Origin of the sequence: Streptomyces sp. NPDC052036 (assembly GCF_040680495.1) — a bacterium.
In the GTDB taxonomy this organism is placed as follows: Bacteria; Actinomycetota; Actinomycetes; order Streptomycetales; family Streptomycetaceae; genus Streptomyces.
Genome location: NZ_JBFAWW010000044.1, coordinates 52195 through 66055, shown reverse-complemented (window position 1 = coordinate 66055; position 13861 = coordinate 52195). Strand labels below are relative to the sequence as shown.

Sequence of the window (13861 nt, the reverse complement as noted above, 5' to 3'; positions counted from 1 at the left end):
GACAACCGTTCCACCAGCACCATCCCGACGCCCTCCGACCAGCCGGTGCCGTCCGCGCCCGCACCGAACGACTTGCACCGCCCGTCCGCCGCCAGACCCTGCTGACGGGAGAACTCGACGAACGTGGTCGGGGTGGCCATCACGCTGACTCCACCGGCGAGTGCCATCGCGCATTCGCCGTTCCGCAGCGCACGGACCGCCAGGTGCAGGGCGACCAGCGACGAGGAGCAGGCGGTGTCCACGGTGATCGCCGGACCGTGCAGCCCGAACGTGTACGCGATCCGGCCGGAGGCCACACTGCCCGCACCGCCGGTCATCAGATAGCCCTCCACTCCTTCGGGAAGGGACTCGGCACGGGCGGCGTAGTCGTGGTAGGCGACGCCCATGAACACACCGGTGCGGCTCTCCCGGACGTCGGACATCGGGATGCCGGCGCGTTCCCATGTCTCCCACGCGACTTCGAGGAGCAGCCGCTGCTGGGGGTCCATGGCGAGGGCCTCGCGGGGGCTGATGCCGAACAGGGCGGCGTCGAACTCCCCGGCGTCGTACAGGAATCCGCCGTGGCGGGTGGCCGAGCGGCCGGTCGCGGACGGGTCCGGGTCGAACAGGCGGGCGGTGTCCCAGCCGCGGTCACCGGGGAAGTCACCGATCGCGTCGGCCTCGTCGGCGACGAGACGCCACAGGGCCTCCGGGTCGGCCACCTCACCGGGGAAGCGGCCGGCCATCGCGACGATGGCGATCGGGTCGTCGTCAGCGGCTGGTGATTCCCCGGCCACCGGTGTCCGAGTCACCGGGGAGGCGGTGCCACCGAGGACGCGGTCGCGCAGATGGGCGGCGAGGGCGGCGGGGGTCGGGTAGTCGAACAGTACGGTGGCGGGCAGCGCCAGGCCGGTCGTGGCCCGCAGCCGGTTGCGCAGGTCCACCACGGTGAGCGAGTCGAAGCCGGACTCGCGGAACGCGCGGTCCGTGGGGATCGAGTCCCGGTCCGCCGCGTCGTGGCCGAGGGCGGTTGCCGCGTGGGCGAGGACCAGGTCCAGCAGATGCCGGTCCTGGTCCGGCCGGGACAGCCCGGCCAGCCGTGCGGCCAGCCCGTTCTGCGCGACGGCCGCGCCTGCGGCGGCACGGACCGGTGTGCGGACGAGTCCGCGCAGCAGCGGGGGAAGGTCGTTCTCCCGTGCCCGGCGGCGCAGCGCCGTGAGGTCGAGGTGGGCGGGCAGCAGCAGGGACCGCTCGCCGCCGAGTGCCGCGGTGAACAACGCCAGGCCGTCCGCGGTGGACATCGGGGCCAGGCCGGTGCGGCGCAGCCGCGCGATGTCGGCCTCGGCGAGGCTGCCCAGTCCGCTGGTGCGCTCCCACAGGCCCCATGCCAGTGACAGTCCCGGCAGTCCCTGGGCGCGTCGGCGGTGCGCGAGGGCGTCCAGGAAGGTGTTCGCGGCGGCGTACGCCGACTGGGCCGAGGTGCCGAGCACGCCCACCGCGGAGGAGAACAGCACGAACGCCGACAGCGGCAGGTCACGGGTCAGCTCGTCCAGGTGGACCGCGCCGTCGACCTTGGGGCGCAGGACCGCGTTCAGGCGCTCGGGGGTCATCTCCTCCAGCGGGCCGTCGTCGATCGCGCCCGCCAGGTGGAAGACGCCGGTCAGCGGGTGCTCCGGCGCGATGTCGGCGAGCAGCGCGGCGAGTTGGGTGCGGTCGGCCACGTCGCAGGCACGGACGCTGACGTCGGCGCCCGCCGCGGCGAGTTCGGCGGTCAGCTCGGCGGCGCCGGGGGTGTCCGCGCCCCGGCGCCCGGTGAGGATCAGATGCCGGGCCCCGGTGGCGACGAGGTGGCGGGCCAGATCGCCGCCGAGGGCGCCGAGACCGCCGGTAACGAGGACCGTGCCGTCCGGGTCGAGCACGGTGCCGACGGTGCCGGCCGCTCGGACCAGCCGCGGTACGAGGATGTCGCCGTCGCGGAGGGCGGCCTGCCCCTCGCCGGCCGCTGCGGCGAGCGCGGCAGCGTGCCGGACGGCGGCCTCGTCAGCGGTGGTGTCGGCGTCCAGCAGCAGGAACCGGTCCGGGTGTTCCGCCTGCGCGGACCGCACCAGGCCCCAGACCGTGCCCTGGGCCGCGTCGGTGACCTCGCCGTCGTGGCGGACCGCGACGGCGCCGCGGGTGAGCACGACCAGCCGGGCCGACGGGGAGTGCTCCTCGGCGAGCCAGGTGTGCAGGGATTCCAGGACACGGGCCGCCGTGGCGTGGGCGAGCGGCGCCGTGTCCTCGTCGGCCGATGCCACGGCCAGCAGCATGAGTTCGGTGTCGGCGGCCGTCCCGGCCGGCAGCCGCTGCCAGTCGAGTCCGAACAGTTCGCCGCCGCCTGCGGGTCCGGCGGTCAAGTCCGCCGCGGAGACCGGCCGGAGCAGCAGTGATGCGATGCTCGCGACGGGGGCGCCGGCGGGGTCGGTCGCGGTCGTGCTCACCGCGTCGCCTCCCGCCGGGGCGACGTGCACCCGCAAGGCGGTGGCCCCGGCCGCCGGCACGGACACGCCGGACCAGGCGAACGGCAACCGCAGCCGTCCCGCCCCGGCACCGGGGGTGCGCAACAGCTCGGCGTGGAGTGCCGCGTCCAGCAGTGCGGGGTGCACGGCGTAGCGGCGGGCATCGGTGTGGTGGACCTCGTCGAGGGCCACCTCGGCGTACATCTCGTCGCCTCGGCGCCAGGCGGCGCGCAGACCCCGGAACGCGGGACCGTACCCGTACCCGTCGGCCTCCCGGTCCGCATAGAACGCGGTCACGTCGACCGGCTCGGCGCCGGGCGGCGGCCAGGCGGCAGGTGCCGCCGTGACGGTGGTGGTGTCCCTCGACAGCGATCCGGCGGCATGCCGTGTCCAGGGCGCGTCTGCGTCGGTCGCGGGACGGGCGTACACGACGATCTGTCGTGTGCCCTCGGTGTCGGGCGCGTCGACGGTGACCCGCAGTTGTGCCGTGGTGCCTTCGGGCACCAGGAGCGGCCGTTCGATGGTCAGCTCCTCGATGCGGGCGCAGCCGACCTCGTCGCCGGCCCGGAGCGCCATCTCGACGAAGCCGGTGCCGGGCATCAGCGCGGTGCCGCCCACCGCATGATCCACGAGCCAGGCGGGTGCGCGCGGCGACAGCCGTCCGGTCAGCACGACCTGGTCCTCGTCGACCGCGGTGAGGACCGCGCCGAGCAGCGGGTGGTCGGCCGGGGCGAGCCCCGCCGCCGCGACATCGGCCGGGCCGGTCGCGGACGCCAGCCAGTGCCGGCGCCGCTGGAAGGGGTACGTGGGCAGGTCGACCCGGCGGGCGCCGCTGCCGTCGAGCGTCGCGTCCCAGTCCACGGGGACGCCTCGGACGTGGGCCTCGGCGAGCGAGCGAAGGAAGCGTTCCCGGCCGCCCTCGTCGCGGCGCAACGTGCCCACCGCCGCCGGGTGGTGGCCGGCCTCGTCCGCGGTGTCCAGCAGCGCGGACAGGAGCAGCGGGTGCGAGCTGCACTCGACGAACGCGCCGTGGCCGTCGCCGAGCAGGGTGAGCACCGCGGCCTGGAAGTCCACCGGCTCACGGGCGTTGCGGAACCAGTAGCCGTCGTCGAGGTCGCCGGCGTCGAGCACTCCCCCGGTCACCGTGGAGTAGAACGGGGTCCGCGGCTGCCGGTGGACGATCCCGGAGAGCAGATCGTGCAGGGGCTCGCGCAGCGGATCGACCAGGGCGCAGTGCGAGGCGCCGGCGCGTACCACGACGCGGGCGCGGATGCCGTCGGTCTTGCAGTCGGTGACGAAGCGTTCGATCTCGTCCGGTTCCCCGGCGACGGTGACCGCGACCGGGCCGTTGACGACAGCGAGGTCGATCGGGGCATTCCGCTCGGCGATGCGGCGACGTACGTCGGCGGCGGAGAGTTCGACCGCGGCCATCATCCCGCGGCCGGGCAACGCGTCGGCGAACAGGCGGCTGCGGCGCACCACGATCGTCGCGGCGTCCCGCAGGGTCAGCGCCCCGGCGACGCAGGCGGCGGCCAGTTCGCCCTGCGAGTGTCCGATGACCGCCGCGGGCCGCACTCCGTGCGCCTGCCACAGGGCGGCGAGGGACACCATCACGGAGAAGTTCACCGGCTGGGCCACATCGGTGCGTTCCCAGTCGGCAGCGCCCGGTCGGCCGAGCACGGTGTCGAGCAGGGACCAGTCGACGAGGTGGTCGATCGCCTCCGCACACTCGTGCAGCCGGGCGGCGAACGCCGGGGCCTGCTCGTAGAGGGCGGTGACCATGCCCGGCCACTGCGCGCCGTGTCCGGGGAAGACGAAGGCGACGCGGCCGGGGTCCTCGGCGGTGCCCTGCACGGCAGCCGGGGTCGGTGTGCCGGCCGCCAGCGCGCCGAGGGCGTCGGCGAAGCGCGCGCGGTCGGCGGCCACGACGACGGCGCGCTGCCGCAGCGCGGCGCGCCCGTGGACCAGGGAGAACGCCACGTCGGCGGGGGCGGGTTCCGGCTTCGCGTCCAGGTGTTCTCGCAACCGTGCGGCCTGTTCGCGCAGCGCGTCCGGGGTCTTGGCCGACAGCGGCCAGGCCACCGGACCGGCCGGGGCCCGGGGCGGCTCCGCGTCGGCCCGCGGGGGCGCCTCCTCCAGGATCAGATGGGCGTTGGTACCGCTGATGCCGAACGAGGACACACCCGCTCGTCGCGGCCTGCCGTCGGTGCGCGGCCAGTCGACCGCCTCGGTCAGCAGGCGGACCGTGCCCGAGCTCCAGTCGACGCTGGGGGTCGGCTCGTCGATGTGCAGGGTGCGCGGCAGCACGTCGTACCGCATCGCCATGACCATCTTGATCACGCCGGCCACGCCGGCGGCGGACTGGGTGTGCCCGATGTTCGACTTGACCGAGCCGAGCCACAGCGGTCGGTCGCCGGGGCGGTCCTGGCCGTACGTCGCGAGCAGCGCCCGCGCCTCTATCGGGTCGCCCAGCCGGGTGCCGGTGCCGTGCGCCTCGATCGCGTCGACGTCGGCGCCCGTCAGCCCGGCCGCGTGCAGGGCCCGGCGGATGACCCGGCGCTGTGCTGAACCGTTGGGCGCGGTGAGCCCGTTGGAGGCGCCGTCGGAGTTCGTCGCCGACCCGCGGATCACGGCGAGCACGGGGTGGCCGTGGCGGCGCGCGTCGGAGAGCCGTTCCAGCAACAGCATGCCGGCGCCCTCGGCCCAGCCGGTACCGTCGGCGACCGCCGCGAACGCCTTCGACCGGCCGTTCGGGGACAGCCCGCCGAGCCGGCTCAGTTCCGCGAACACACCCGGGGTCGGCATGACGGTCACTCCGCCCGCGAGCGCTAGCGAGCATTCGCCGCCGCGCAGTGCGCGCGCCGCCGAGTGCATGGCCACGAGCGATGCCGAACAGGCGGTGTCCACGGTGACGGCCGGGCCGCGCAGTCCCAGGACGTAGGCGATCCGCCCGGAGGCGACGCTCGGGGTGGTGCCGGTGTAGAGGTAGCCGTCCGAGCCGTCGCTCGGTTCGCCCATCCGAGGGCCGTACTCCTGGAACGTGGTGCCGACGAACACACCGGTGTCGCTGTCGCGCACCGAGTCCGGGGCGATGCCCGAGCGTTCCAGGCACTCCCACGACGTCTCCAGCAGCAGCCGCTGCTGCGGGTCCAGCGCGGCGGCCTCGCGGGGGCTGATGCCGAAGAACGCGGCGTCGAAACCGGCCACATCGGTCAGGAAGCCGCCCTCGCGGACGTACGAGGAGCCCCGGCGCTCCGGGTCGGGATCGTAGAGGCGGTCGACGTCCCAGCCGCGGTCGGACGGAAACGCGCCGATCGCGTCGACGCCGTCGGCCACGATCCGCCACAGGTCCTCCGGGGTGCGCACGCCGCCGGGGAAGCGGCAGGCCATGCCGACGATCGCGATGGGGTCGTCGGCGGCATCGGGCGCGGCCTCGGGCACCTCGTCGGTCACGTCCGTGCCGGACCGCAGATACTCGGCGAGCCGACCGGGGGTGGGGTGGTCGAAGACCAGGGTGTCCGGCAGACTGCGGCCGGTCTCGGCGGCCAGTCGGGCGCACAGTTCCACGGCGGTGGCCGAGGTGAGGCCGAGATCGCGGAAGGCCCGATCGGCCGGGATCTCGCCGGGTGTGTCGGAACCGAGGACGGCGGCGGTGTGCCGCCGCACCAGATCCAGCGGGTCCACGTCCGCCGGGTTCTCGGCCGAGGGCTCCTCGTCCGACGGGACCACGACGGAGGTGACGGCCGAGGGGCCGATCGCGACCGGTGCGGGCGGCGGCGTGGCGGAGGTCCCGTCGGGCAGCCAGTGCCTGCGGCGCTGGAACGCGTAGGTGGGCAGGGCGACCCGGCCTCCGCCGCCGATCAACCCCGCCAGGTCCACCTCGGCGCCGGCCACGTGCAGGCCCGCCAGGGCCTCCACCACCGTCGCGGGCTCGGAACGGTCGGAGCGCATGGTGCTGAGGAACCGGCGGCCGTCCGGAACACCGGACCTGGCCGCAGCGGCGAGTACCGCGTCCGGACCGAGCTCCAGGTAGGTGGTGACCCCTGCGGCGTCCAGGCGGCTTACGCCGTCGAGGAACCGGACGCAGTCACGCACGTGCCGCACCCAGTACTCCGGATCGCACAGCTCGGCCGCGGTGGCGATGTCGCCGGTGAGGTTGGAGACGACGGCCAGTCGGGGAGGCGCGTAGGACAAGGACTGGGCGACCGTCCTGAACTCGTCCAGCATCCCGGTCATCCGGTGCGAGTGGAACGCATGGCTGACCCGCAGTCGGCGGGTACGGCGGCCTGCGGCGCGCCACCGGTCGGCGAGTTCGTCGACGACGTCGGCGTCACCGGAGATCACCACGGCGCGCGGTCCGTTGACCGCGGCGATGCCCACCCGGTCCTCCAGTCCGGCGAGCAGCTCCCGGACCTCGTCCTCGCCCGCCTCGACGGCCGCCATCGCACCGCCCTCGGGCAGTGCCTGCATCAGCCGGCCGCGCGCGGCGACCAGGGTGCAGGCATCCGGCAGCGTCAGCACCCCGGCGACATGTGCGGCCGCCAGCTCGCCGATGGAGTGACCGAGCAGCAGCGCGGGTCGCACGCCGAGACCGGTGACAAACCGGTGGAGCGCGACCTCGACGGCGAACAGACCGGGCTGGGCGTACTCGGTCCGGTGCACCAAGTCGGCGCCGGGCGAGCCGGGTTCGGCCCACAGCACATCACGCAGCGGCCGGTCCAGCATCGAGTCGAAGTGCGCGCACACCTCGTCGAAGGCGGCCGCGAAGACGGGGTGGGCAGAGTACAGTCCGCGTCCCATCCCGAGCCGCTGGGCGCCCTGGCCGGTGAACAGAACCGCGACGTCACCGGTGCCGGGCTCGCCCTCGACGGTCCAGGCTCCCGGGGCCCCCTCGCCCAGCGCTTCGAGGCGGGTGAGCAGGGTGTCGTGGTCGTCGGCCACTACCACGGCGCGCGCGGGAAAGGCGGTGCGCGTGGTCAGGAGGGACGCCGCGAGGTCGGCCGGTCGCTCCTGCGGCCGGTCGCGCAGCCACCGGGCGAGGCGGCGGGCCTGGGCACGCAGGGCTGCCTTGTCGCGGCCGGACACCGCGTACGGCAGTGGCAGCGTATGACCGCCCGGGGCGGCGTCCTCGACGGACGGTGCCGGGGCGAGAACCGCGGCGGACGATGCCGGGGCGGCGTCCTCGACGGACGGTCCAGGGGCGGCATCCTCGACCGCCGGTGCCGGGGCGCTCTCCAGGACCAGGTGGCAGTTGGTGCCGCCCATACCGAACGAGCTGACCCCGGCGACGAAGGGCGCGTCCCTCCGGGGCCACGGGCCCAGCCGGTCCTGCACCTGCAGTCGCCACTCGTCCATCCGGATACGCGGGTTCGGGCTACGGTAGTTGAGGCTCGCGGGCAGTTCGCCGGCCCGGAGGGCGAGCACCACCTTGAGCAGGCCGGTGATACCGGCGGCGGCCTCCAGATGGCCCACGTTGGTCTTCACCGAGCCGACGAGCAGGGGCCGGTCGGCGGGCCGTGACCGGCCGAGGGCCGCCCCGAGCGCCTGCGCCTCGACCGGGTCGCCCACGCGGGTGCCGGTACCGTGCAACTCGACGTACTGGACGGCCGCCGGGTCGACGCCGGCCCGGTGGTACGCCGCCTCGATCACCTCGCGCTGTGCGTCCGGGTCCGGGGTGGTCAGGTCCGGGCCCCCGCCGTCGTTGTTGACGGCGCCGCCGCGGATCAGGCACCAGATCTCGTCGCCGTCGAGCAGGGCCCGGCGCAGTGGTTTGAGCACCACCACCGCGCCGCCCTCACCGCGGACATAGCCGTTGGCGCGGGCGTCGAAGGTCCAGCACTCGCCGTCCGGGGAGAGGCCGCCGAACCGTTCGACGCCGACGGTCGCGGCGCCGGTGAGGTTGAGCTGCACACCGCCGGCGAGCGCGACGTCGGACTCCCCCGACCGCAGGCTCTCGCAGGCCAGATGGACGGCGACCAGGGACGACGACTGGCCGGTGTCGACGGTCATGCTGGCGCCGCGCGCACCGAGCAGATAGGACAGCCGATTGGCGATCAGACCGCGGTTGAGCCCGGCCAGGGTGTGTGGCGAGACGGCGTCCGGGCCGGCGTTCGCCGTGAGCCGGGCATAGTCGTCGGCGATCGCACCGAGGAAGACGCCGAGCCGGGTGCCGCGTACGCGGTCCGGCACGATGCCCGCGTTCTCCAGGGACTCCCAGCCCAGTTCGAGGGCAAGGCGCTGCTGGGGGTCCATGGCGGCTGCCTCGCGCGGCGTGACGCCGAAGAAGTCGGCGTCGAACTCCTCGACCCGGTCGAGGAAGCCGCCCCGGCGCAGGCGCACGGAGGCGTCGCGCCACCGGTCGGCGGGCGCCTCGGTGATCGAGGTGCGGCCGGCGCGCAGCAACTGCCAGAACGCGTCGGGGCCGGCCGCACCGGGCAACCGGCACGCGATTCCGACGACGGCCACGGGCTCCAGGGGACGGTGTTCCTCATGCATGTCTACGGCCACGGCACCGACGTTAGGCGTGGCGATCCACTGCCCGGCAACTCGCGGGAATCCCGGACGGATTCCGACGCGATGAACGGACGATTACCCGGCCGGTACTAGGTTCCGCAAGAGACCAGACGATGCCGGGAGCTGCCGTGAATCCATTTCTGGAAGCGATTCTCGAGAACCGACCACCGGATGCCATCGAGCGCATGGAATGGCCCGACGAATTCGTCGCGGCTCATTTGCGCGCCGAGGACACCGGCATGTTCGCTGACGTCGCACACAAAGACGTGCGCAAGTCGCTGCGGGTCGGCCCGGTGAGCATGCCGGAACTGGCCCCGGACGAAGTGGTCGTCGCGGTGATGGCCAGCTCGATCAACTACAACACGGTGTGGTCGGCGACGTTCGAGCCGATCCCGACCTTCACCTTCCTGCACAAGTACGCCGCGCAGGGCGGCTGGGCGGCCCGGCACGACCGCCCCTTCCAGGTGGTCGGCTCGGATGCCGCCGGAGTGGTCGTGCGGATCGGCTCCGGGGTGCGCCGCTGGAAGGTGGGTGACCATGTCGTCGTGCACCCGGTGCACGTCGACGAGCAGGAGCCGGTGACGCACGCCGACGCCATGCTGGGCGCCGAGATGCGCGCGTGGGGCTACGAGACGAACTACGGCGGGCTCGGTGAGTTCGCGATCGCGCGGGCCAGCATGCTGGTGTCCAAACCGGCCCACCTGACCTGGGAGGAAGCGGCCGTCACCCCGATGTGCGGCAGCACCGCGTATCGCATGCTCGTCGGGTCCAACGGCGCCCGGATGAAGCAGGGCGACGTGGTGCTGGTCTGGGGCGCTGCCGGAGGCCTGGGCGCGTACGCGGTGCAGTTCGTGAAGAACGGAGGCGGGATCCCCGTCGCCGTGGTCGGCTCGGAGCGCAAGGCCGAAGCCGTTCGCCGGCTGGGCTGCGACGTGGTGATCAACCGGGCGGAGATCGGGCTGAGCGACGACCCCGACCCGTCCCCGGAGGACACCGTGGCCGCCGGGAAGCGGCTGGGGAACATCATCCGCCGGGAGACCGGCAGCGACCCGCACATCGTGTTCGAGCACGTCGGGCGCGCCACCTTCGGCATCTCGATGTTCGTCGTGGGCCGTGGCGGGGCGGTGGTCACCTGCGGTTCCAGCACCGGATACCACCACGAGTTCGACAACCGCTATCTGTGGATGCGGCTCAAGCGGGTGATCGGCAGCCACGGCGCCAATCTGCAGGAGCAGGTGGAGACCACCCGCCTGGTCGCGACGGGTGCGATCGCGCCCACGCTGTCCGCTCTGTACCCGCTCGCGGAGGCAGCCGAGGCGACGCGGCTGGTTCAGAAGAACGAGCACGTCGGCAAGGTCGGCGTGCTGTGCCTGGCGCCGGAACCGGGCCTGGGTGTCACCGCGCCGGAGCTGCGCGAGCGGATCGGCTCCGACCGCATCAACCCTCTGCGGGCGTTCGCGCCCGCGTCCTCCCTGTGAGAGGAGCATCGTGATGGACGAGTTGGCGGAACGCTATCTGGGCAAGGCTCTCTCCGCGTGGGGGCTGGACGTGGAGTACGTCCGTGCCGAGGGCGACCTGATGTATCCGGTCGGCGATGACGGCAGGCAGAGGGCGGTCACCGACTTCGTCGGCGGCTTCGGCTCGCTGTTCTTCGGCCACAACCACCCGGAGTTGGTGGCTCACGCCAGGTCCTTGCTCGACGCGGGCACGCCCAGCCACGCTCAACTGTCCAAGCGCACCGAGGCGCAGCGGGTGGCGTCGGCGCTCAACGGGATCGCCCGGCGGGAGTTGGATGCCGGGGAACCGTATGAGGTGGTCTTCGCCAACAGCGGCGCCGAGGCGGTGGAGGCGGCCATGAAGCACGCCGAGCTGGCCCGGGTGTTCCGTCTCGGCGCGCTCGCCGGCGAGTTGGCCGAACACGCACGGGCCGCGCGCGCCCAGGTCCAGTCCGGTGACGCCGAGTTGTCATCTGCCGCCGCCGAACTGGCCGGACACGACGCGGACATCGACGCGGTACTGGAGGAGGCGGGGCGGCGCAACGCGGAGGCGTTGAGCCGGGCGCCGGAGTTCTTCGCGCTGGAGGGCGGATTCCACGGCAAGTTGGTCGGCAGTCTGCAACTCACGCACAATCCGACGTTCCGTCTGCCCTTCCAGGCGCTGGGGGCGAGCGCCCGCTTCGTCCCCGCCGACCAGCCGGAGGACGCGCTGAAGTACGTCGAGGCCGAGCAGCCGTACGTGCTCGACATCGTCGCTGAGAACGGCGTCGTGGAGGTACGCCGACTGGCCGTGCCGATCGTCGCCGGTTTCGTCGTGGAGCCGATCCAGGGCGAGGGCGGCATCAACGAGCTCACCGCGCAGCAAGCGGAGCGGATCACCGAGGTGTGCCGCGCGATGGGCTGCCCGCTCATCGTCGACGAGATCCAGACCGGCGCGGGGCGCACCGGGTCCTTCTTCGCGAGCGCGCGCATCGGCCTGACCGGCGACTACTACACGCTGGCGAAGAGCATCGGCGGCGGTCTGGCCAAGACGTCGATGCTCCTGGTGCGGCAGTCGTCGTACGTCAAGGAGTTCGAGCTGCTGCACAGTTCGACGTATGCCAAGGACAGCTTCTCGTGTGCGGTCACCGAGAAGGTGCTGGAGATGCTGGAGCGCGACGACGGGGCGGCCTACCGGCAGGCGGCCGAGCGCGGGACACGGCTGCGCAGCGCCCTGGAAGAGGTCCGTACCGAGTTCGGCGATGTGGTGCGCAGGGTGCGGGGGCGGGGGCTGCTGCTCGGGTTCGAGTTCGCCGACCAGTCGGCGTCCGGCTCTGCGGTGATCCGCAACTACGCGCGCAGCGGATTCTTCGGCTTCGCCGTCTCGGGCTTTCTGTTGCGCAAGTACGGTCTGCGGCTGATGCCGACCGGCAGCGCGCCGAACACGCTGCGCATCCAGCCGTCCTATGCAATCGACGACGCTGCGATCGCCCGGTTGGCGGCGGGGCTCCAAGACATCTGCGCGGTGCTGCGGCACCAGGACGCACTGCAGTTGGTGCACCCGCTGACCGCGGTGGACGGCCCGGCGCCGCGCGACCATGTGCGGGACTTCCGGTCCACGGCGCTGCCCGGCCCCGACGCCGAGCCGGCCGCCGCCCGGGTCGCGTTCGTCGCCGAGCTGGGCACTCCGGCGGCGCTCCGCCGCTTCGATCCGTCCCTGGCCGACCTGGACGACACCACGCTACGGGCCTTCGTGGCCCGGTCGGCCCCGGTGCGCGCCATGGCCCCGTTGCCGCCCGTACAGTGCCGCACCGCGGACGGCACCACCGTGGACGTCACCGTCCTCCCGCTCCTGGTCGACGAGGCGGTCGGCGACAGCGCGGGCACCCTCGCGGCCGATGTCGCGGGGCAGATCGGCGCGGCACACGCCGGGGGGCACACGACGGTGGTGGTCAGCCCGGCGCTGCGGCGGCTGACGGGTACGGACGCGCCGACGACGGGGGTGCGCGGTCCGAACGGCTTCGAGCTGCCGCCGGGCTTCGGTGTCGACGCGGACCCCGGCCTGCTGCCGACGGAGCTGGCCGAGGCTCTGCGCTCCTGAGCCGCGACCGACGAACGGCCCCGCCCGTATCGGGCGGGGCCGTGGTGCTGCCTGGCCGGGTCAGAACAGCAGCGACACGGGGGCGCCGATGCCGAGCAGTGACCGCGCGTAGTCCTCGAAGATCATCGGCCGGTTCAGCGCGGTGTGCCGGCTGCCGATCTCCAGGTCCCGCCAGTACCGCTGGACCGGGTTGGTCTGCGCGAAGCCGCTCGTGCCCGCCAGGTCGAGCAGGCGCTGCATCGCCTCGCGGCAGCGCTCCAGCGAGGTGACCATGTGCATCCGGAGCCGGGCCCGCTCCGCCGGGGTCGCCTCCTCGCCCTCCGCTACCGCGTCGAATCCGTCGGCCACCGCGAGCATGTGCAGCATGCCGGTGTCGATCAGGTGCGTCGCCTCGGCGAACTCCTGCTGTACCGAGAGCGAGTCGATCGCCCGGGAGTAGGTGGAGAAGGCGAGCGGCTTGTGCTCCTCCAGCTTCTCGCGGACCACGTCCAGCGCCCCGCGGGCGCCGCCCACCAGCGACGACAGCGAGTGCAGATTGCCCTTGATGAGGACGGTCGCCGGCACCGGCGACTCGGCCTCGCCGTCCGCCTTGAGCGGCGCGAACTGCACGAAGCGGTCCGGGACGAACAGGTCCTCGGCCACCATCGCGTGTGTGCCCGTGCCGAGCAGTCCGGCCACCTTCCAGGTGTACTCGATGCGCAGGTCGGTAGGGGGCGCCATCAGGTTGGCCACGCCGGTCTGCTCGCCGTTGTCGTACACCGGCACCCAGGCGAGGAACGCCCAGTCGGACAGCTCGCAGCCCGAGGCGTACGGGAAGCGGCCGTTGACCTTCAGTCCGCCGTCCACCTTGTCGGCGCGCAGCGCCGGGTCGAGGCTGGCGGCCGAGAGCATGACCGTGTCCGGGTTGTCGCCGTAGATCTCCTGCAGACCGGCCTCGGGCATCAGCATCACGAGGTCCACGGAGGCGGCGTGGTTGGCGGCGATCCAGCCCGTGGAGGGGCAGCCTCGACCCAACTCACAGAGAATTTCCACCTGGTGACGCATCGACAGTTCCCAGCCGCCCCACTGGCGCGGCGTGCTCAGGCGCAGCAGGCCCGCGGTGCGCAGGGCGGACATGTTCTCGTCCGGGACCTTCGACTCCTTCTCGGTCTGCTCGGCGTTGCGTCGCAGCAGCGGGATGAGCTCCCGCGCCCGGTCGATCAGCTCCTCGCGGGTGGGTACCCGTTCGACGGTGATCAGGGACATCGCGATTCCTCCTCGGGGCCATTTCGCGGGATGGCTTCGTCCCACGCCTG

The 13861-nt window shown here is 73.3% G+C and carries 4 protein-coding genes; 2 read left to right on the top strand and 2 right to left on the bottom strand.

Going from position 1 to position 13861, the window contains the following annotated elements; all coding sequences use genetic code 11:
• Positions 1–8984, bottom strand: an 8984-nt coding sequence (locus tag AB0L95_RS36225) for an SDR family NAD(P)-dependent oxidoreductase (RefSeq protein WP_365169627.1), incomplete at its 3' end; no start/stop codon positions are given.
• Positions 8985–9175: 191 nt separating this feature from the next.
• On the opposite strand from AB0L95_RS36225, the gene ccrA reads away from it, so the two are divergent.
• Together ccrA and AB0L95_RS36215 are read left to right on the top strand one after the other, a co-directional pair.
• Complete coding sequence (gene ccrA / locus AB0L95_RS36220) at positions 9176–10468, top strand: crotonyl-CoA carboxylase/reductase (RefSeq protein ID WP_365169624.1); 1293 nt, start codon at positions 9176–9178, stop codon at positions 10466–10468.
• Between the two features lie 13 nt (positions 10469–10481).
• On the top strand, positions 10482–12566 hold the full coding sequence (locus AB0L95_RS36215) for an aminotransferase class III-fold pyridoxal phosphate-dependent enzyme (protein ID WP_365169621.1): 2085 nt from the start codon (positions 10482–10484) through the stop codon (positions 12564–12566).
• Between the two features lie 60 nt (positions 12567–12626).
• On the opposite strand, the gene AB0L95_RS36210 is transcribed toward AB0L95_RS36215, so the two are convergent.
• Positions 12627–13811: an acyl-CoA dehydrogenase family protein gene (locus AB0L95_RS36210; RefSeq protein WP_365169618.1), complete on the bottom strand. Its 1185-nt coding sequence runs from the start codon at positions 13809–13811 to the stop codon at positions 12627–12629.
• Positions 13812–13861: the final 50 nt, after the last annotated feature.